General features: G+C 44.8%; 16 protein-coding genes and 1 pseudogene. 13 read left to right on the top strand and 4 right to left on the bottom strand.

Annotated elements, in window-relative coordinates; all coding sequences use genetic code 11:
• Window positions 1–325: 325 nt before the first annotated feature.
• Entirely contained in the window at window positions 326–499 is a 174-nt protein-coding gene (locus tag ACSJJG_RS00420) for a hypothetical protein (protein ID WP_481088057.1), read from the bottom strand.
• A gap of 224 nt (window positions 500–723) precedes the next feature.
• Here ACSJJG_RS00420 and ACSJJG_RS00415 point away from each other — a divergent pair, with 224 nt between their 5' ends.
• From ACSJJG_RS00415 to rsmJ, 9 genes and pseudogenes are all read left to right on the top strand, one after another.
• A complete protein-coding gene (locus tag ACSJJG_RS00415) occupies window positions 724–2241 on the top strand; it encodes a M28 family metallopeptidase (RefSeq protein ID WP_481088056.1) in 1518 nt (505 codons plus the stop codon).
• Window positions 2242–2595: 354 nt separating this feature from the next.
• The gene (gene treB / locus ACSJJG_RS00410) at window positions 2596–4032 is read left to right on the top strand and encodes a PTS trehalose transporter subunit IIBC (protein ID WP_481088055.1); all 1437 of its coding nucleotides are present in this window, start codon (window positions 2596–2598) and stop codon (window positions 4030–4032) included.
• A gap of 34 nt (window positions 4033–4066) precedes the next feature.
• Window positions 4067–5728 (top strand): alpha,alpha-phosphotrehalase, encoded by a 1662-nt coding sequence (gene treC / locus ACSJJG_RS00405; RefSeq protein WP_481088054.1) that lies wholly within the window; start codon window positions 4067–4069, stop codon window positions 5726–5728.
• 515 nt (window positions 5729–6243) lie between these two features.
• Window positions 6244–6516 (top strand): hypothetical protein, encoded by a 273-nt coding sequence (locus ACSJJG_RS00400; RefSeq protein ID WP_481088053.1) that lies wholly within the window; start codon window positions 6244–6246, stop codon window positions 6514–6516.
• 504 nt (window positions 6517–7020) lie between these two features.
• Window positions 7021–7353: an S-type pyocin domain-containing protein gene (locus ACSJJG_RS00395; RefSeq protein ID WP_481088052.1), complete on the top strand. Its 333-nt coding sequence runs from the start codon at window positions 7021–7023 to the stop codon at window positions 7351–7353.
• Window positions 7354–7375: 22 nt separating this feature from the next.
• Window positions 7376–8275: an S-type pyocin domain-containing protein gene (locus ACSJJG_RS00390; RefSeq protein ID WP_481088051.1), complete on the top strand. Its 900-nt coding sequence runs from the start codon at window positions 7376–7378 to the stop codon at window positions 8273–8275.
• A 15-nt stretch (window positions 8276–8290) separates the two neighbouring features.
• Complete coding sequence (locus ACSJJG_RS00385; RefSeq protein WP_481088050.1) at window positions 8291–8485, top strand: CPCC family cysteine-rich protein; 195 nt, start codon at window positions 8291–8293, stop codon at window positions 8483–8485.
• A gap of 326 nt (window positions 8486–8811) precedes the next feature.
• Window positions 8812–10853: pseudogene (gene prlC / locus ACSJJG_RS00380) on the top strand (oligopeptidase A).
• Window positions 10854–10859: 6 nt separating this feature from the next.
• Window positions 10860–11603: a 16S rRNA (guanine(1516)-N(2))-methyltransferase RsmJ gene (rsmJ, locus tag ACSJJG_RS00375; RefSeq protein ID WP_481088049.1), complete on the top strand. Its 744-nt coding sequence runs from the start codon at window positions 10860–10862 to the stop codon at window positions 11601–11603.
• Between the two features lie 77 nt (window positions 11604–11680).
• Here rsmJ and gdhA read toward each other — a convergent pair whose 3' ends face one another.
• Window positions 11681–13024 (bottom strand): NADP-specific glutamate dehydrogenase, encoded by a 1344-nt coding sequence (gdhA, locus tag ACSJJG_RS00370; RefSeq protein ID WP_481088048.1) that lies wholly within the window; start codon window positions 13022–13024, stop codon window positions 11681–11683.
• A gap of 258 nt (window positions 13025–13282) precedes the next feature.
• Window positions 13283–13714, bottom strand: a complete 432-nt coding sequence (gene uspA / locus ACSJJG_RS00365; RefSeq protein ID WP_481088047.1) for a universal stress protein UspA — start codon at window positions 13712–13714, stop codon at window positions 13283–13285.
• A 300-nt stretch (window positions 13715–14014) separates the two neighbouring features.
• On the opposite strand from uspA, the gene uspB reads away from it, so the two are divergent.
• Complete coding sequence (gene uspB / locus ACSJJG_RS00360; protein WP_481088046.1) at window positions 14015–14344, top strand: universal stress protein UspB; 330 nt, start codon at window positions 14015–14017, stop codon at window positions 14342–14344.
• 60 nt (window positions 14345–14404) lie between these two features.
• On the opposite strand, the gene pitA is transcribed toward uspB, so the two are convergent.
• Window positions 14405–15895, bottom strand: coding sequence for an inorganic phosphate transporter PitA (gene pitA / locus ACSJJG_RS00355; protein WP_481090336.1), 1491 nt, complete (start codon window positions 15893–15895; stop codon window positions 14405–14407).
• A gap of 298 nt (window positions 15896–16193) precedes the next feature.
• Here pitA and ACSJJG_RS00350 point away from each other — a divergent pair, with 298 nt between their 5' ends.
• The 3 genes from ACSJJG_RS00350 to ACSJJG_RS00340 all read left to right on the top strand — a co-directional run bounded on the left by ACSJJG_RS00350 (window position 16194) and on the right by ACSJJG_RS00340 (window position 22139).
• On the top strand, window positions 16194–17384 hold the full coding sequence (locus tag ACSJJG_RS00350) for a BaiN/RdsA family NAD(P)/FAD-dependent oxidoreductase (RefSeq protein ID WP_481088045.1): 1191 nt from the start codon (window positions 16194–16196) through the stop codon (window positions 17382–17384).
• A 1202-nt stretch (window positions 17385–18586) separates the two neighbouring features.
• The gene (locus ACSJJG_RS00345) at window positions 18587–19717 is read left to right on the top strand and encodes a LuxE/PaaK family acyltransferase (RefSeq protein ID WP_481088044.1); all 1131 of its coding nucleotides are present in this window, start codon (window positions 18587–18589) and stop codon (window positions 19715–19717) included.
• A 1-nt stretch (window position 19718) separates the two neighbouring features.
• The gene (locus tag ACSJJG_RS00340) at window positions 19719–22139 is read left to right on the top strand and encodes an acyl-CoA reductase (RefSeq protein ID WP_481088043.1); all 2421 of its coding nucleotides are present in this window, start codon (window positions 19719–19721) and stop codon (window positions 22137–22139) included.
• The last annotated feature ends 11 nt before the right edge of the window (window positions 22140–22150 follow it).

Here is a 22150-nt window from a genome sequence, read left to right as displayed (position 1 = left end):
CGCTATTTAAATTTACTGGTAATTAATTAATAAATATTTTTACTTGCCAAGCAGGATTAATTAGCCAAAGTTTTTAATAGTCATGTGTAACTATGAGGAAAAATGATGTCAAAGCTCATTTATTATGTTGCTGCAACAATGGATGGTTATATCGCAACGGAAAACCACGAGTTGGATTGACTCTATGAATTCACACTTGGCGATGATGCCACCCCATATGATGATTTTTACCGTGGAATTGGCGCGGCCATTATGGGGGCTGCAACTTATGAATGGATCATGAAAAACTCAGCTAATGATTGGCCTTATCAAGATATTCCGTCATTCATCCTTTCTTCAAAAAAAACTCTCCATTCCCGTCGGGATCAACGCAGTAGTCACCCAAGAATCCCCAAAATACACCGAGGAAAATTTTATCAGCGTCTTTGTAATATTTCTTAATGATGGATAAGGCAAAAGGACGACAAATAAACTCTGCCACTTTTTTGGTATCTGACATTGTTCATTACAACCATTCCCGTATTTCTGGGTTCTGGTGTGAATGTTCTGCCAATCGACCAAAATACTAAAGTGGTTCCCAAAATGCAGCGAGTATTACAAAGTGGTGCTACCGAAACCTTAATGGACGTAAAAATGAGCTAAGTATTAGCACTGCGTGTGACAGCACCTGTTCTTACCAGGAAACTTTTATCACGCAGCCTATTGACAACACTGGGAAACAATATGACGCGTATCATTTTGAGCCTGATTTTAGTCGTTGTTCTTTGTTTATCTGTATATCAAGGTGTCAGCATGGTACAACCGACCATGATGGTCACCTTACCCACTAAAGCAACAGGATACTTAAACGTACAAAAAGCGCTAAGCATCATTGCAGCCAAACCCCACCCTACCGTATCCGTACAGCAAGAGCAGATCCGCCGCTATTTACTGACAGAAATTCAAGCAATGGGATACCCTGTTGTTGAACAACCATTCCTTTTTACTATCGATAAACTTGTTGCACGTCAGGAAAAAATCTATTCACAACTTGATGAATACCAACGCCGCAAATTTGATGCAGAATTAGCCCGCATCGGCGCTAAAACCTTTGAAGAAGAAGTCCGTATCCGTTCAGGGTTAAAACAGGGAAACTCCGCTTATGGCACCAACATCATTGCCAAACGCACTTCTCCTTCCGCAAAAAATACGATATTGATTGTCGCGCATTACGACAGTGTTGGCTCCTCTCCCGGAGCCGGTGATGATGGCATGGCTGTCGCGTCCATGTTGCAGCTAATGCGGGATCTAACCCAAGTCACGACGATAAAAAATAATGTCATCTTCTTACTGACCGATGGTGAAGAGCTGGGCTTGTTAGGCGCAAAATATTTTGCCAACCAATTGACCGATGAAGAGTTACAATCGATTAGCCTTGTTTTGAACTTTGAAGCAAGGGGAAATCATGGCATTCCGGTATTATTTGAAACCTCTGCTCAACCTTATGATCTGATGGCTGCATTAAATAAGAATGTAAGCAACATTACCGCCTTCTCATTTACCCCTTTGATATATGAGATATTACAAAACGATACTGATTACACGGTATTTAAAGAAAAAGGAATAGCCGGACTGAATTTCGCAGTCGTGCAGGGCTTCGAACATTATCACCGAATGAGCGACACGCTGGAAAATATTTCCGCTGAGACCTTATTCCAATATCAGGATACCGTGAGAAAAGTGGGTTATCATTTTGTCGTACAACAAGATATGGCACTACTGAAACATAATAAGGGTGCGGTTTACTTTCCATTGCCCCTGTACGGATTGGTTATCATGTCTCCCCATGTTACCGCTGCTCTTGGCATCGGCATTTTAATGCTTTGTTTATTCTGGGGGAAACATCTTTTCCATAATCAGCGGGATCATAAGATAAAAAAAATTTACAGACAACTTCCCTTTCTTTTTATTGGATTACTCTGCGCAATAATTTCTATAAAAACACCAGTTCTTTCTTATTTAATTACCATCCCATTCCTATTTTTATTAATTTCACACATCATTTTATTTAAATATCATCGATTTTATCTCGCTTTCATTACCACCACATTAGGAATCTATTTTTCAGGTCTCTTATATACGCCTGTGGTTTACTTGATCAGCAGCGGATTACAAAGTTTGCTATTGGCTTTCATTATAGCCTTAATACCGATAATCATATGGAGTATAAGTTATTGGTTTTTACATCATCGAATTAAATAATATGCTGCGCCGTCACTGGGCGCAGATCCAGGCTATCACTCGCTAAATTGCGAACTTTCCTTTATTGACCAACCGATGGCATAAACCCATAAACCATATCTATTAATTTCAAGGAAAACTAAAAACCCATAATGATAAGCATTACGAATATAAAAAACCCTTTAATTTCAAATCAATGGTACAAAATGTGATCTAAAACTCAAACAAAGCAACTTTTCATATTCAAAATATAAAAATCTGTCTAGGATCAACTTGCTATTACTTCAGTCTATTCACTATCTCATTACGAGAGTAATCATTCTGTTAATCGCAAAACTCCGTTATTTACCTCCTGCCATACCAAGGAGCAAAGGCATGAAGAAAAAACAAATAAATCAAAAGGATATTGATAATCTTATTACTTTGATTGGCGGCAAAGAGAATATCGCTTCCGTCAGTCATTGCATCACCCGCCTCAGATTCGTTCTTAATACACCCGAAAATGCCGATGCCAAAGCCATTGAAGAGTTGCCCATGGTCAAGGGGTGCTTCACCAATGCCGGACAATTTCAGGTAGTAATTGGGACGAATGTGGATGTCTACTATAAAGCTCTGCTTGAAACCACGGGAAAACAATCCGTTAATAAAGAGGAAGTTAAGCAAGCTGCTCGCCAAAATATGAAATGGTATGAAAATGCAATTTCACATTTTGCCGAGATCTTTTTCCCTCTACTGCCAGCCCTGATCAGTGGCGGTTTAATCCTCGGTTTTCGTAACCTTATCGGGGATATCCCGTTTAGTGAGGGCAAATCGCTCGCACAACTCTATCCGGTCTGGCAAAGTATTTATGATTTTCTCTGGCTGATCGGTGAAGCAATATTCTTCTACCTTCCTGTAGGCATCTGTTGGTCTGCCGTCAAAAAAATGGGTGGAACCCCCATTCTGGGGATTATTCTCGGCATTACCCTGGTTTCCCCACAATTGATGAATGCTTACCTGATTGGGCAACAAACGCCCGAAGTCTGGAATTTCGGCTGGTTTACCATTTCTAAAGTCGGTTATCAGGCTCAGGTCATTCCTTCCTTATTAGCCGGTTTGGCGTTGGGATGGATTGAAACCCGACTGAAAAAATGGGTTCCGGATTACCTTTATCTTGTTATTGTCCCTGTAGTTTCTCTGCTACTGGCCGTCTTCCTTGCCCATGCGTTGATAGGTCCTGCCGGACGCGCTATCGGGGATGGTGTTGCCTGGGCGGTCAAAGGATTAATGACGGGTAGCTTTGCGCCTATTGGAGCCGCCTTGTTTGGTTTCTTCTACGCCCCGCTGGTAATCACCGGTGTACACCAAACCACACTGGCAATCGATCTGCAAATGATCCAAAGCACCGGCGGCACCCCAATCTGGCCGATTATTGCGCTATCTAATATCGCTCAAGGTTCTGCCGTTGTCGGCATTGTCTGGGCAAGCAAAAAACAAAAAGAGCGCGAAATTTCTATTCCCGCGGCGATTTCAGCCTATCTAGGTGTCACCGAACCCGCTATGTATGGAATCAACCTGAAATACCGTTACCCCATGTTCTGTGCGATGATTGGTGCAGCCATAGCCGGGCTGATTTGTGGACTCAACCATGTCACGGCCAATGGTATCGGTGTTGGCGGAATACCGGGAATTCTCTCTATCAAGCCACAGTTCTGGGTGGTTTATCTGATTGCCATGCTCGTCGCGATTATTGTGCCATTCCTGCTGACCGTTCTGGCTTATCGTAGAAATGAACGCAAAGCAACCTTACTCAATGCCGATCTTACCCAATGAACAGGCTACTAATTAATTTTGCAGGTATCTATTTATGACGGAACAAAAACCATGGTGGATGGATAGCGTTATCTACCAAATTTATCCCAAAAGTTTTCAGGATAGTACCGGTAGCGGCACAGGAGATATCAACGGGATCACCCAACGGCTGGATTATCTCCAGCAACTCGGCGTTGAAGCCATTTGGATCACGCCAATTTATCCCTCTCCTCAAGTCGATAATGGTTATGATGTCGCTGATTATTGTGCCATCAATCCTGATTATGGCTCGATGGAAGATTTTGATAATTTGGTACAAAATGCCCATCGCCGTGGCATTCGCATTATTTTGGATATGGTTTTCAATCATACATCAACCCAGCATCCGTGGTTCCAGTCGGCACAGGATATTAACAACCCCTACCGCCAGTTTTATATCTGGCAGGATGGTTCGGAAGGTTCCCTGCCCAATAACTGGAAATCCAAATTCGGTGGTAATGCATGGCAATGGCATGCAGAAAGCCAACAATATTACCTCCACCTGTTTGCGGTTGAACAAGCAGATTTGAACTGGGAGCATGAACCGGTTCGCGCGGAACTTAAGAAAATCTGTGAGTTCTGGGCTGATCGTGGTGTTGATGGCTTGCGTCTGGATGTCATTAACCTTGTCTCAAAACAGCAAAATTTTCCTGATGATGATCATGGTGATGGCCGCCGATTCTACACCGATGGCCCGCGGATACATGAATTTCTGCAAGAAATGAGCCGTGATGTTTTTCAACCCAAGGGATTGATGACCGTTGGTGAAATGTCCTCGACCGGCCTTGAGCACTGCCAACGCTATGCTGCCTTGGACGGAGCAGCGTTGTCTATGACGTTTAATTTTCACCATCTAAAAGTTGATTACCCAAATGGAGAAAAATGGACTCGGGCAAAACCAGATTATGTTGAGCTGAAAAAGATTTTCTCAACATGGCAGCAGGGTATGCACCAAAAAGCCTGGAACGCGCTTTTTTGGTGTAACCATGATCAACCGCGCATTGTTTCTCGGTTCGGGGATGAACATCAGCACCACAAAACATCCGCTAAAATGCTGGCGATGGTGCTGCATGGTATGCAGGGTACGCCTTATATTTATCAGGGCGAAGAGCTGGGCATGACAAACCCTCACTTTACACGTATTGAGGATTATCGGGATATCGAAAGCCTGAATATGTATAAAGAGCGCATTGAAAAAGGTATGCAACCAGAGGATATACTGGCAATTTTGGCGCAGAAATCCCGTGATAACAGCCGAACCCCCATGCAGTGGAATGCTTCAGCAAACGCGGGTTTTACCACCGGAACGCCGTGGATTGCGCCTTGTAATAATTACTCAGAGATCAACGCCGAAACCGTATTACAGGATGAAGATTCCGTCTTCTATTGCTACCACAATTTGATTAAATTGAGAAAGCAACAGCCCATTCTGACATACGGTGATTACCTGGATTTGCTGCCAGAGCACCCTTCACTGTGGTGCTATCTGCGTCGTTGGCAGGATCAAACCTTACTGGTTATTGCAAACCTAAGCGATGAAATTCAACTGTGGTCTCCAGAGACTTCACTTGTAAGCACAGAATGGCAGGTATTGATGAGCAATTACTCATCACCTGCAACGGTAGATCATGAGATTAGAATTAAACCTTATGAATCAATCTATTTAATATCCAAATGATAATTTTATTTATATATCGTCATTTGGCATATTGAATTATTTATAAAATCTTTTAAATAACATACCTCACTAAAAATAAGGTGAGGTATGTTTTTCTCTTTCAAAAAAAAGTAACACCTTACTTATCAAAAAAATGCATGACAAAATCATCGGGACTTTTATCGAAAGAAATATTATTTTAATTCTGCTCGACATGTTGAATACGTGACCCGAATAGCCATCAGACAATTTAATCGATATATTTTTACCATTAATCTCATAGATAAGTAATCCAAAACGCATGCAATAGCAGTATATTAATGGCGCACCTACAAAATTTATGCCATAATTTTTTAATCTCAAACAAGGAGTATACCATTATGTTTTACTCAAGATACTTAACTTATTTGGGGGTTATCAGTCTACTATTATCTGCCTTTGCTAAGCACAGTGCCATCTCAACAATTATCTCCAGACCAGAAAAAATACCTGCAACAGCAGATTAATAAACAAGTTACAGATAAATCTGCATACCAATGGTAGAAAGTTGGTCAGATACCAAAAAAGTGGCAGAGTTTATTTGTCGTCCTTTTGCCTTACCCATCATTAAGAAATATTACAAAGACGCTGATAAAATTTTTCTCGGTGTGGTTTCAGAAGAGAGTATCAGACTCAAACAGCCTTCTGAATTGGTCGGCATTGGTATGTATAGGACAAATGATGGCCGGCATAACATTCGATTCTCCTGCAAATTAGATGCAACTGGCAAAGCCCGATTATTCAAGTTCTTCTCCATAAAGGAGAAGTAAATGAAATATCTCTGATTTATGTTGCTTATTTTCTCCCCACTCGGTTTTGCTGCCAATTTTGACTGTGTCAAAGCCAAGGGGCAGGATAAGAAAGCGATTTGTTCAAACCCAAAACTGAATGATTTGGATGTGGAATTAAGTGTGAAAGACCATTTTCTGCGCGGATTGTTTGGCAGGCTCAGACAAAATCATCGGGTATCGCCCCCCCCCCCCCTTCCTCCCTCCCGCTCGACCCAGCTCGGCTCCTGCTCGCCCCCCCGTCGCTCGTTTGTCTCCCTGTGTTTCTCCCCCCGTTCTTGTCGTCGTTCCCCCCCCTGTTCTCGCGGATTCGCCTATACTGGTCTGGTACACTAACGCGTCATCAGTGTATCAGGCATTATCACCGCAGGACCTGCCTCAATATTTTAGCCAGCGTGGCACACCAATCAATGTCAATACCGTGCCGCTTGATGATCCGAGCCTGACCGGTCAAACTCCCGGCCTGGAAATCCCGGATCAGACAACGTGGCGGGACGGGATTATGGTCAATCCGCCCACGATCCGAATGAAATGGCGGGGAACACAACGGAAACGCCGATATCAGACGGCACAGATCGCGGGCCGACGAAGACAACCACACCGGTACAGGAACGCGATTTCCGGGACTATATTCTGGTCTTCCCTATTGAAGGCGTGCCGGCGGTTTATGTTTATTTGAGTCAAATCCTGCCTGCAACCTTTGGGTTGTACCGATGCGGGGACAGAAACCGAGCCAGCTGCCAATTTTGGCCAATTGCAGGTTTACCTGCCTGCATCCGCACCGCAGACATCCGTGATGGCTTCTGCGGCGCAGAATAAAAACACGCCGCCATGGTATATGGTGCCGATAGGGTGGCTGCTTGACCAGGTGGTGCCACCGGCACAAGCCAACCCGCTGGTGTATCAGGCAATGGAGACGCAGATGGCATTAAATGCGGCGGCGGGGGCGGCGGGGACGGCGAGTGATAATGAGGGATCATGGGAAACCCAAAGCGCGCTTCCACGGCTTTCTGAGAAAGAGAAGTTGTTTATGGCCGCCATTTCTGCCACACCGGCGGACCGGGCACAGGCCGTCTGGGGGGCAATGAAACGGGCATTGGGCGCGGACAGTGACACGGCTCAACACCAGCTCGAAAGACTGAAACAACTGGCTGATCAAAAAGGCCGGGCAGAAACCCGGGTTCGCTATCGTTTTGTGGCGGATGAGCAGACCGGTGAAGTGAAGGTGGTTGGCTACCATACCCGCGAAGGGAGTGGTATGGATACGGTTAAAGTGCGTCATGTGAAGCAAACTGCCCCGGGAACCTATGAATTTCGGGAGGATGGCGCGGATTCGCCTATACTGGTCTGGTACACTAACGCGTCATCAGTGTATCAGGCATTATCACCGCAGGACCTGCCTCAATATTTTAACCAGCGTGGCACGCCAATCAATGTCAATACCGTGCCGCTTGATGATCCGAGCCTGACCGGTCAAACCCCCGGCCTGGAAATCCCGGATCAGACAACGTGGCGGGACGGGATTATGGTCAATCCGCCGCAGGATCCGAATGAAATGGCGGGGAACACAACGGAAACGCCGATATCAGACGGCACAGATCGCGGGCCGACGAAGACAACCACACCGGTACAGGAGCGGGATTTCCGGGACTATATTCTGGTCTTCCCGATTGAAGGCGTGCCGGCGGTTTATGTTTATTTGAGTGTTAATATGCCCATCAGACAATTTATAATCTTTTAAATATTGGAGTAATCAATGAGTGATAAATACCATTGCCCATGTTGTAATCATACGACCCTTGATGAACTTGGTGAATATCTTATTTGTGACATTTGTGGGTGGGAAGATGATCCGGTGCAGTCTAAAGATGCCGAATTTCAAGGAGGAGCCAATGAAATGAGTTTAAATGAAGCAAGAAAAGCATTTTCAGAAGGTAAAAAAGTAATGTAACTTTCCTTTGGCTTGCAGTATCTACTTGACGGGCTGTTAATTTCATTTGGGGGTATCTCTTTTTTGACGCCCAGCCACCCCACCGGGGACGATGATCTTCCATTAATAAAATTGATGAAGAGCAAGGATTATAGCGCGTCTTCAATAATATCTAAACGTTTCCATGACCTCACAGATCCCTGACAGAAAAAGAGCCTAATTATTCGCATAAAAGTGCGGCATTAGCATTGAACTCACGATATCTTATCCCCATCTATCGTCAACAACCCATTGGGATGCGGGGCTGGTTTAAGCCTATACCCAAATACACCTATAAGGCACTCATTATGACTAATCCGTTACTGACATCTTCTGCATTGCCTAAGTTCTCTGCAATCGAACCAAAACATGTCGTGCCTGCTGTGAAAGAGACGTTAGCCAATTACCGCCAAGCCATTGAGAAGATTTTATCCGAAAATGCCGCTTTTACCTGGGATAACCTGTGCCAACCCATTTCAGAAGAGAAAGACAGGCTTTCCCGTATGTGGTCGCCAGTCGAACACCTGAATGCGGTCAAGAATAGTCCAGAGCTTCGCGAAGCCTATGAGCAAAGCCTGCCCCTGCTCTCTGAATTCGATACCTGGCTGGGGCAACACGAAGGGTTATATCAGGCATATAAATCGCTAAAAGAGAGCCAAGCCTTCGAAACCCTTTCCCAGCCACAGCGCAAGGTTGTTGAAGATACTTTGCGTGATTTTGAATTGACCGGCATCGGTTTGCCAGAAGAGAAACAGAAGCGTTACGGTGAAATTACTGCCCGTTTATCTGAGCTGGGCGCAAAGTTCGGCAATAATTTACTGGATGCTACTATGGGATGGACCAGGCTGATTACCGACGAGGGCGATCTGGCTGGCCTGCCTGACAGTGCCAGAGCCACAGCCAAGGCGGCGGCCGAAGTCAAGGGGCTGGATGGATGGTTGCTGACACTCAATATGCCAAGTTATCTGCCAGTCATGACCTATGGCGATAATCGTGAACTGCGCAAAGAAATGTATTACGCCTATACGACCCGTGCTTCCGATCAAGGGCCAGATGCCGGAAAATGGGATAACAGTGAAGTGATGGCGGAACTACTTGCATTACGTCATGAACTCGCCCAATTACTGGGATTCAAGAACTATGCTGAAAGTTCCCTGGCAACCAAAATGGCTAAAACACCTCAGCAAGTACTCGATTTCCTGAACGATCTGGCCAAACGCGCCCATCAACAAGGTAAAGAAGAGTTGGAAGCACTCACTGACTTCGCCAAATCTCACCACGGTGTTGATGGGCTGGAAGCGTGGGATCTGACATATTACAGCGAGAAGCAAAAGCAACATGACTTCTCCATTGATGATGAACAACTGCGTCCTTACTTCCCTGAACAACGGGCGCTGGAAGGACTGTTTGAAGTCATTCGCCGCATTTATGGCATCACCGCCAAAGAACGCCATGATGTAGATACATGGCATCCTGATGTTCGTTTCTTTGATCTGTATGATGATCAGCAGGTATTGCGTGGTAGTTTCTATTTAGATCTTTACGCCCGTGAACATAAACGCGGTGGCGCGTGGATGAACAGTTATGTCGGCAGAATGCGCCATGCATCTGGCGAGTTGCAAAACCCAGTCGCTTATCTGACTTGTAATTTTAACAAGCCAATCGGTGATCAACCGGCCCTGTTTACACACGATGAAGTGACAACGCTGTTCCATGAATTTGGGCATGGCCTGCACCATATGCTGACCGAGATTGAAGCCCTGGATGTTGCCGGCATCAGTGGCGTACCGTGGGATGCGGTAGAGTGCCCAAGCCAGTTTATGGAAAACTGGTGCTGGGAGCCGGAAGCATTGGCGTTTATCTCCGGTCACTATCAAACTCAGGAACCGCTGCCACAAGAGATGCTGGATAGTATGCTGGCAGCCAAAAACTATCAGGCGGCAATGAAAATTCTGCGCCAGCTTGAGTTTGGCCTGTTCGATTTCCGCTTACATGTGGAATATGATCCAGCCAAAGGAGCGCAAATCCTGGAAACGCTGCAATCTGTGAAAAAACAGGTTGCAGTTGCGCCATCACCCGATTGGGGACGCTTCCCGCACTCCTTTAGCCATATCTTTAATGGTGGTTATGCTGCGGGTTATTACAGCTATCTGTGGGCGGATGTGCTGGCAGCCGATGCCTATTCTCGCTTCTCGGAAGAGGGAATTTTCAATCGCGCCACTGGTCAGTCATTCCTCGACAACATTTTGACCTGCGGCGGCTCAGAGATCCGATGACCCTGTTTGTCCGTTTCCGTGGTCGCGAACCAGAACTGGATGCCATGCTAAAGAGCTATGGCATCGGCGGATAATGACCTGTGAAGATTTGTTTGATTTGTGAAGAAGGCGCGGATCGCAGCGCCTTATCGCGATTGGCTGAACGTTGGGATCTGATCCATGATGAAGATTCAGTCATGGCATTAGTATTGACTCCCGAGCGATTGGAATTACGCAAGCGCGATGAGCCTAAGCTGGGCGGGATTTATGTCGATTTTGTCAGCGGGGCAATGGCACACCGTCGTCGCTTTGGTGGTGGCCGTGGCGAAGCCGTCGCGAAAGCCGTCGGCATCAAGAAAGATTATTTACCCAATGTTGTGGATGCCACCGCTGGATTAGGACGCGATGCTTTTGTACTGGCTTCTATCGGCTGTCATGTCAAGATGTTGGAGCGCAACCCGGTGGTAGCAGCATTGTTGGATAACGGCCTACAGCGTGGCTATCAGGATGAAGAGATTGGTGGCTGGCTGAAAGAACGCATGACGCTGATCCATACCTCAAGCATTGCAGCATTGACTGATATTACACCGCCGCCAGATGTGGTTTATCTTGATCCAATGTATCCACATAAGCAAAAAAGCGCGTTGGTCAAAAAAGAGATGCGGGTTTTCCAATCGCTGGTCGGGGCGGATGAGGATGCTGACAGTTTGCTGGAACCAGCCCGAGCATTGGCAAAACGTCGGGTTGTGGTAAAACGGCCAGATTATGCAGAACCGCTGGCGGGTGTTAAAGCATCCGCTGCAATTACTACCAAAAATCACCGATTCGATATTTATCCTTGTTAGAAAAAATAAACCCCATGTTCTGAATGGGGTTTTTAAATTACCTGGCTACACAATTAATTGCCTAAACAATGACTTTTCTAAACAACGCCTTGTGACAACATCGCATCCGCCACTTTGACAAAGCCAGCGATATTTGCGCCTTGCAGGTAGTTAGTTTGTTTCTCTTCTCCACCATATTCTACGCAAGCCTGATGGATATCGAGCATAATATGATGTAAGCGAATATCCACTTTCTCTGCTTTCCAACTCAGACGCGCTGCGTTCTGTGCCATCTCCAGACCCGAAGTTGCCACTCCACCCGCATTAGCCGCCTTACCCGGTGCAAACAAAACGCCTGCATCAAGGAAAGCGGTAGTAGCCTCAATCGTCGCCGGCATATTGGCGCCTTCCGCAACAGCTTTCACACCATTTTTAATCAATGTGTTTGCGGCTTCCAAATCCAGTTCATTCTGCGTCGCACAAGGCAAGGCAATATCCACAGGAATAGACCACGGATCCTGGCCTTTAAGGAAAGTCAGTCCACGCTCTTTGGCATACTCTTCCACACGGCCATAACGCTGGTTTTTGATCTCTTGAAGATGAGCCAGTTTCTCCGGTGTAAAACCATCTTCATCCAATACCGTACCGCCTGAATCCGATACTGTGACGACTTTCGCCCCCAATTCCATACCTTTTTCAATAGAATACTGGGCGACATTCCCCGCACCAGACACAGATATTCGCATGCCTTCAAGTTCCATACCATGACGTTTAAGCATCTCATGGGTGAAATAAACCAGCCCATATCCGGTAGCTTCAGGGCGGATCAGGCTGCCACCAAAAGACAGGCCCTTACCCGTAAAAACGCACGCCGTATTGTTCGACAGTTTTTTCATCATACCCGCCATAAACCCAACTTCACGGCTGCCTACGCCAATATCCCCGGCTGGCACATCAGTATCTGGCCCCAAATGACGGTAAAGTTCTGTCATCAATGCCTGACAAAATCGCATAATTTCACCGTGGCTTTTCCCTTTGGGATCGAAATCAGAACCCCCTTTTCCGCCACCCATCGGCAACGTTGTCAACGCATTCTTCAATGTCTGCTCAAAACCTAAAAATTTCAGGATAGAAAGATTAACAGAAGGGTGAAAACGCATCCCTCCTTTAAAGGGTCCAATAGCAGAGCTGAACTGAACCCGCCACGCGCGGTTAACCTGTACTTTCCCTTGATCATCCACCCAGCAGACGCGGAATTGGATAACTCTTTCCGGCTCCACCAAACGTTCCAATAACCCTTGCTCACAATATTGTGGGTTTTGTTGCAGAAAAGGCCAGAGAGAAGTCAATACTTCTCGTACTGCCTGTAGGTATTCTGGTTGATGCTGATTACGGGATTGAACTGAATCGAGAAACGAAACTAAAGATAATGAAACATTCATTTGGGCTTCCTTTTTGTCATTCAGATGTGATGACCCCCTGCCATTTTCCATATTATTTTTTTGTCGAAAATGTGAGGTAGTTACGGTTTGCTTTCTGAATATAGCACTGTTCTATGCTTAAATTTCAACAACTATTTTTTATGTATTTTCTCAAAAATACCTTTGACAATTTCTAAACCAGTTTCATTATCTTTTCTGAGGATAAAAAAATCGCCTGCATAAGCAGGCGATTTTACGAAATAAAACATCAACCGAAGATTATTCTTCGTCACGCAAAGGTACAATCAGCATATCAACATGAACGGTGTTAATAAGCTGACGAGCTGAAGACATCAACTTACTCCAAAAGTCCTGATGGTGACCACATACAACCAGATCCATATCGTATTGCTTAATCGCATCTACAAGGACTTGCCCTAAATCACCACTGCCACTCAACGTTTCCTGAACGGGATAATCTGCACTAGCAGAGAGTTCTTTCAGAGAATTACGCGTTTCATCCGCGATACGCTCCTGCATATCGCCAAGGTTTACGTCAATCAGGCCGGTATAAAGATCAGAGTAATTAACATCAACATGGATCAGGGAAATTTTGGCATTGTACGGTTTCGCCAATGATACAGCTTTTTCCACCAAAATCCGACTTTCTGGAGATAAATCAACCGCAACAAGAATGTGTTTGTAAGCCATAAGAACTCCTTCCATAACGTCGATTAAATGGATTGGCAACATTAAACGCCATGATTCGATGTTTATACTATAACCGCTCAATGTGTCTTTTGAGTGTTGTTTTGATCACAACTTATTGTTTTATTTCTCGCAGACTGGCCACAATAATGGATTATATGCCTTACGATAATACCCACTGAGCACTGTATTTTTAACTAAGATTTAGTATAGTTATTATTCAAATCAAAACGTTTCCTATTGGTTTCTTCTTTTGCTGGCAGCTATTGGCAACCTTTACTGCCACGATCAGGAGGGGGAAGTATGTTCAATACCACTGCACTATTTTGGGCCGTTTGCCTTATCTGCATTATTAACATAATGCGCTATTTTTCTTCGCTCCGTGTACTTCTGTCAATTTTACGTGAGACAGATCCCATGTTGTATCAAGCCGTTGATGGGAATGGTTTTTTTAAGGCTAATAGTCAATTCAATAAGCAGATTCGGCTCGTGCGTTATATCAATTCACAAAGTTATATTAACCATCACGACCCTGATGTCGTCTTGTTGTGCGAAAGGATGAGGAAACAATTTATATTGACAGAAATACTCTGTGGCGTTGTCCTGCTTTGCCTGATAGCGATGATGATCTGAGATAAATAAAAAAGGGTTGGCTTACAATAACAAACAACCAACCCTTTTTCTAAGATGTGATTAGATCAGTTTCAGGGCGATCCAATACAGTAAGCCCGACAATGCAATGGAAATCGGCAACGTCAAAACCCACGCCAACATGATATTCTTGATGGTCTTGCTCTGCACACCTCCACCATCAACCAGCATCGTCCCTGCTACCGCAGATGAGAGCACTTGTGTCGTGGATACCGGCATCCCCGTATAACTGGCAACACCAATAGAAACCGCAGCAGTTACCTGAGCAGAAACACCTTGGGCGTAAGTCATGCCTTTTTTGCCAATTTTCTCACCGATAGTCACAGCAACACGTTTCCAGCCAACCATTGTGCCTAAAGACAGGGCAAGAGCCACGGCAACAATGATCCATAATGGCGCATATTCCACCGTACTTAGCAGATCTTTACGCAGCTTATTCAGGAAACGTGCATCTTCAAGGCTGGTTTCTGGCAGCTTAGCCACAACGTTGGTCGTGTCAGCGGCGCACATCAACATACGGCGCATGCTGTTACGTTGATCCGGTGTTAACTCGTTGAAATTTTGAATACTCGCCAACATGCTTTCCGCTTTGTTCAGCACCACCAATGCGCGTGAGCTATTGCAATGGAAAGTCATATCGAGTTGATCTTCAACAGAAGAAGCGGCTGGATTTAGTTCAATCGCATGAGTCAGCGCTGAAGCATGCTGCCCATAATACTGCTGCAAATGAACAACGGCATCACGAGTGCGAGCAATATCATAACTGGTTGAATTCATATTGACGACAAACCCCGCAGGCGCGACGCCAATCAGAACCAGCATAATCAAACCGATACCTTTCTGACCATCATTCGCTCCGTGGGAGAAACTCACACCAACAGCAGAGAGGATCAGGGCAGTACGTGTCCAGAATGGGGGTTTACGTTTGCCATCCTGTTTTTCACGCTCAACAGGCGTCATATGGATACGGCGACGTTTTTTTGTACCACTCCAATAGCGACGCAGTAAAAACACCATCGCGCCAGCAATGATCAGGCCAACGAGAGGAGACAGGATCAAGGACATGAAAATCTGTATCATCTTCGGAATATTCAACGCATCAACCACTGAAGAACTGGTCACTATCGCATTAGTCAGGCCGATGCCGATAATAGAACCAATCAACGTATGGGAACTGGATGCAGGAATACCGAAATACCACGTACCTAAATTCCAGATGATCGCCGCCAGCAGCATGGAAAAAACCATAGCCAAACCGTGAGCTGAACTGACATTTAGCAGAAGATCCGTTGGTAGTAGATGCACAATCGCATAAGCGACACTTAACCCACCAAGGAGAACACCCAAAAAGTTAAAAACCCCTGCCATCACAACAGCAAGCTGTGAACGCATTGCCCGGGTATAAATAACAGTTGCTACTGCGTTTGCGGTATCATGAAACCCATTGATGGCTTCATAGAAAAGCACAAACAACAGAGCAAGCACTAACATAAGGCCGGTATAAAATTCCAGGCCAGTAAACAGATGTAGCATAAACGTTAAGCCAGTTAGTAGGACATGAACGCGCGCATTATCAGTGACAAATGGTAGCGGGAAAAGAGAAATATGACCTTTTTTTGATTTAATGATGGTCAAATGACATAAAAATTCTTGCATTTGTTAATCATATCAAATAGTTATTTAATTTTAATATTTTGATATTTTTTTGATGAAAAATAACTTTTTACCGTAGAAAGTTAAACCAAATGCCTATTTTTCTCCGTAGTTCGTGAACAGAGCCTTCACAATGCAGTGAATTCCCACAATTAACTCGGTAAAAAGAGACAAATGAATGGAAAAATTTGATGTAGTTATTATTGGTGCTGGCGCTGCCGGCTTATTCTGTGCTGCACAAGCAGGGCAAGCTGGATTAAACGTTCTGGTACTGGATAATGGCAAAAAAGCAGGCCGCAAGATTTTGATGTCCGGTGGTGGGCGCTGCAATTTCACCAACATGTATACCGAACCAGCAGCATACCTTTCTGCCAATCCCCATTTTTGTAAGTCAGCACTTGCTCGCTATACCCAGTGGGATTTTATTGATCTTGTACAACGTTATGGAATCCCTTACCACGAAAAAACATTGGGACAGCTTTTCTGCGACGACTCAGCCCAACAAATCATAGACCTGCTTTTGAAAGAGAGTGAAATAGGACAGGTAACGATTCAATTGCGCAGTGAAGTGACTCATGTCGAGAAGAAAGCGCAGGGTTTTGTCATTACGGCGACAGGAAGAAAGGTAAGCGCCCACTTACTTGTTGTGGCATCCGGTGGTTTGTCCATGCCGGGCTTGGGAGCCTCTCCTTTGGGTTACCGTATCGCAGAACAGTTTGGACTCAACATCCTGCCTACACGTGCAGCATTAGTTCCCTTTACCCTGCATAAACCACTACAGGAACAACTTCAAACCCTTTCCGGTGTCTCGGTTTCCTCGGTTGTGACCGCAAAAGATGGCACCGTATTCAGGGAAAATATTCTGTTCACCCATCGCGGTCTTTCTGGCCCGGCTATTTTACAAATTTCCAGCTATTGGCAGCCTGGTGAGTATGTGAGTATTAACTTACTTCCTGATACAGATTTCGAGAGTTTTCTGGATAAGGAACGGGAATCTCATCCTAATCAGAGTTTGAAAAACACACTGGCTAAATTACTGCCCAAACGTCTGGTGGAATGTTTACAGTCCCTGGGGCAATTGCCGGAACTGTCTTTGAAACAACTTAATGGCGCACAGCAAAAAGCGCTAATCACAACCCTGCAATGCTGGCAGGTGCAACCCAATGGTACGGAAGGTTATCGTACAGCGGAAGTTACTCTTGGCGGCGTGGATACTCACGAGTTGTCATCAAAAACGATGGAAGCCCATAAGGTGAAAGGGTTGTACTTTATTGGTGAAGTGGTCGATGTAACCGGTTGGCTTGGTGGGTATAACTTCCAGTGGGCATGGAGTTCGGCGTGGGCTTGTGCACAGGCGTTGTACCCATAAAAGAATATGAAGAAATTATTGTTAAAGATAAAGCCTTTCGGGCTGGAATCCTCTCAGGGCAAGCTATTATCATTAATTCATGATTTCGAGATGAGCGAGGTCATGAAGCTGAAGCAGAAAGTTTAGTTTACGCTTCACGTATTCATCCAGATATTTATATGAACGATGTCGTCCCTGCTCTCTTCATCGTGGCTGTGGAGTGTACCCATAAAAGAATATGAAGAATGATATTTGTATTCGCCTCTCATTATTAAAGATAAGCCTTTGGCGGAATCCCTCTCAGGGCAGAGCTATTATCAAATGTTTTAGACCTTTAATTGATGATTTACGATCGGCAGGTCATGAATAAGCTGAAGAATTCAATAGATCTAAATTTTAGGATTTAACGCTTCATCGTTTTCGATTTGGACTCAGATCATTTATATGAACGAACTTCTAGTTGTGTATGCGAATGATTCATCAAGTTCTGTCTGCTATCTTGGAAAAACTAGATATAGCTTCATTTTAAGTTAGATAGTCTTAAATGAAGTAGGGTAATTTCTTAACCCTCATTACGGAGAATGTAGTACGCCATTCACGCTATTTATTTGAATAATGTTATTTATATTTCTTAACCGCCTTGCCTTCGGCGGTGGTAGCTTCACGCTTTTCTCATTAAATTTACTACCCATTCTTTGTGATAAAAATCTTTCAGAGAAAACGAAACCATTCTGAATATAAAATTCACTTTGATTTCTTAAAATAATTTAAAATAAGCATTCCCATCAAATAAATAACGCACACAAAAAAATAAATTTAACCCAATCATCATATAATACTAAATAATGGAACTGATATATCAAATAATGTTTGCGTCAAACACAAAATAAGGCATAACATTATAAATATAGTTTGATTGTTATCATTCGATTTGGAATAATGCGCTCCGCAAACACGGTACTGACGTAAAAATAAATAACGGTAAAAAAACACCTGTTTATTATCAATAACCCGCTGTTTTTATAAAAATTACATATTGTCAGAAACCAAAACATCATCTTCCAACAACGTCTAAAGATTAAATTAAAACAGGCACCTTATTTATTATATTAATAACACCTATCAAAAATAATTACACCCAACCTAAGAATAAGAATAAAAAATTAATTAATATATTTTAATTAATAATTCTTTATAGCTGCTACTGAAGAATGAGTGCTGATATGCAAAACTTACCTCACGTCAAAGCACTGTGTACTATCACACATCCTTACCGTGCTTGTACCGAATATGATGCGTTATTTAATAACGCCATGTATGAACTGACGCTATATCACTGTGAACATACTCCTGGTTACAAGCAGTGGCTGACAGAGCATGGCTTGGATAAACAGACGCTAATGACACTGGATGATTGGTCAAATCTGCCTTTGCTATTTGCTAATTATTTCAAACGTAACCTAATACTCAGCGATAGTGCACACGATGCGCTGGAGCTGACTTCCTCTGGAACCACCGGACAAAAAAGCCGTATGCGCTATGACGCTGCAAGTATGGCGGCTGCCCAACATATGGTGGACTGTATTTTTGACTATTATGGCTGGAATACCCCCGATCATCCCTGTAACTACCTACTGCTTAGTTACGAACCCGCTGGTGCCGTCACTCTGGGTACAGCCTACACCGATCAATTCCTGTGTAAATATGCTCCGGTAAATCGGGCTTATTATGCTTTGCGCCATAACGGACAAGGTAATGAATTCGATCCCTTCGGTACTATTACGGCACTCCAGCAATTCGCCCAAGAAGGATTGCCAGTGCGGATTTTCGGTTTTCCTGCCTTTTTGTGGTTTACCCTGCAAAGAATGGAACAAATGGGGCTACCAGCACTAAAATTACATCCTGATTCACTGGTTTTCTTCGGTGGAGGATGGAAAACCCATGCCGATAAATCCATTCCTAAAAAAGAACTGTATCAACGAATAACCGAACAATTGGGTATCCCTGATATTCGCTGTCGTGATGGTTATGGTTCCGTTGAACACCCAGTCCCTTATGTTGAATGTTCTCACCATAATTTCCATGTTCCAGTCTACGCCCGTGCCTATGTGCGTCATACCTCTAACTTGACCTGCCAACCTTATGGGAAACCGGGTTTTCTGCATTTTACATCCCCTTATATCACTTCCTGCCCAGCCCACAGTATTGTTACCAGTGACCTGGCTGTACTGCATTCCGGTGAAAACTGTGGATGTGAACTTGAAACAGATTGGTTTGAACTGCTTGGCCGCGCTGGCACTAGCAAAAACCGGAGTTGTGCGATTGCCGCTTCAGAATTGATTCAGAGATCTTGATATGTCTTCCGTAAAAAACATGAATAATCCGATTTCTGCAAAACAATCGGCAGAACAAAAAATCGCAAAATTACGTCAGCGTTTACCTGATCTGCTGGCACGTCCCCATACTGCTGAGCAGGTTCTGGATTGTGCGCAACGCTTTGCCGAATATCTTGCCAATCTGAGTGAACATCCATTGTTTGATGCCCAGACACGGGAATCGCTTATCGCTTTTTGCCAACGTGAAGCGCTGGAAACCAAACTGGAGCGGGAACTTGGGCAAAACGCTTTTTCACTGCGTCGATTTGATTATAACCAGAACCGATATGAGACCTGGAAACCATTGGGATTAGTCGTCCACATTACGCCTGCCAATGCTGAACTTTTGCCCTTTATGGCCGTAATCGAGAGTTTGCTGGTGGGGAATATTAACTGGTTACGTCCAAGCAGCAGCGATAACGGGTTTAGTGCTCAACTGCTGGCAGAATTTTTGTCCCATGATATTTCAGGTGATTTAGCTGCTCGGGTAGCAGTCTTACCGTTGCCAGTGGCGCAATTGGCAGAGTTGTTCAGTCAGGCTGATGCGGTTTCTGCCTGGGGAAGCGATTCTTCCCTGACATCCATTCGTGCTCAACTCCCCGCAGGTTGCCGCTGGATAGATTGGGGGCACCGTATCAGTATTGGCTGGTTAAGCCCCGACGACGCCGATGATACCCAATTGGATGCATTGGCTGATGATATCTGTCGTTATGACCAACAAGCCTGTTCCAGCCCGCAATGTTTGCTGGTCGATAGCTGTGATCCTGAAATTTTACAACATATCGGACAACGCATGGCGGCCGCTTTGCAACGCCGTGCCGGATTGCATCCAGCCCTGAAACCGGATATTCAGGAAGCTGCTGAAATTACGACTCAAACGGCTTTTCAACAACTCGATTTTGCGTTTACACAGGTACGCGGTGAAATATGGCAAGCCAACGGCTGGCGAGTCATATGGCGCCATGAAGAGGAATTAGCGGTCTCTCCGCTGTTCCGCACATTACAGATCCGCCCTGCACCACGTCAGCGCCTGTGCTCGATTTTGCTGCCCTGGCGTAACTATCTACAAAGCTGTGCTTTGATTACCCGTCAAGAGCATATCACCGAAATGAGTCATACCCTGTTTGCTGCTGGTGTCAGCCGTATCACTCCGGCGGGACAGATGCATGACGGCTATCATGGTGAGCCACACGATGGAGTCTATGCACTATCACGCCTTACCAAGCGAGTCTCTGTCAGCCTTGCACCTGATTTAATGGCAGGTTGCGCCCATCTTGATGTACCTCCATCACGTCCACGCGGATTAGAAAATCTGCCTGTCATGAATAAGGCAGATTTTCAGGCGCTGGTTCCTAACGATAAGACTCGCCTGTTTTTCCGCAGTGGCGGTAGTAGTGGTACGCCTAAGCTGGCTGCTTATAGCTACCATGATTACCACAGGCAGATGCAAGCGGCCGCTGATGGCGTATTCGCCTCAGGGCTTGAACCTGCAACCGATCGCGTCATGAACCTGTTGTATGGCGGGAAGTTGTACGGTGGCATGATGAGCTTCTTCACCATCCTGGATAAATTGGGAGTGACACAATATCCAATGGGTGGCCCTACTGATAATGACTTTAGTGAAATCGCTGATTTTATCGTACATCAACGCATTAATACGCTGGTGGGTATGCCAAGCACAATACATCGGCTATTTCTAAATGAAGAAACCAAACTACGTCAATATGGCGGTATTCGTAAGTTATTACTGGGGGGTGAACACCTCAATATAAGCCAGCGAAATTTCCTGACCCGCTTTGGTGTTACCCTGATACGTTCAACAATTTATGGCTCAGTCGATGCGGGACCAATGGGTCATGCGTGTGCAGCCAGCGAGGACGGTGTTTTCCATTTAATGGCTGATACCCAATGGCTGGAAATTCTCAATATAGAGAATGATCACCCCGTGGCAGAGGGTGAAACAGGTCGTCTGGTATTTACTTCCCGCCACCGTGAGGCTCTACCCGTCCAACGCTACGATTTAGGCGATCTCGGTTGCTGGATTAATCAACCTTGTTCTTGTGGTCTGACCTCACCACGTTTCCGACTTAAAGGGCGTAATGGTTCCCTGCTGCGCATAGGCAGTATTTTTTTCAATCTTGCTGATTTGTCTGAACAACTGTCATTACCCGTACAGTGGATAATCGACCATAACAGTGATGGTATCGATAGCATTCAGCTATTGGTTGATCATACCGATCCCCTCACTGTGCGCCAAAATTTATTAAAAGATCCCAAAATTGCCGAAGTTGTTGAAGGAAACCTGCTGCATTTAGATGTTATTTCTACTCCAAGCGCTGAATTTCACCGCAATGAACACAGTGGGAAAACACCATTATTCAACGACTTGCGTAAATATTAATTGAGTAAAAT

Source organism: Xenorhabdus sp. SGI 60 (assembly GCF_056632175.1).
The sequence above is the reverse complement of the archived record's forward strand: the minus strand, read 5'-3'. Positions and strand labels throughout refer to the sequence as shown.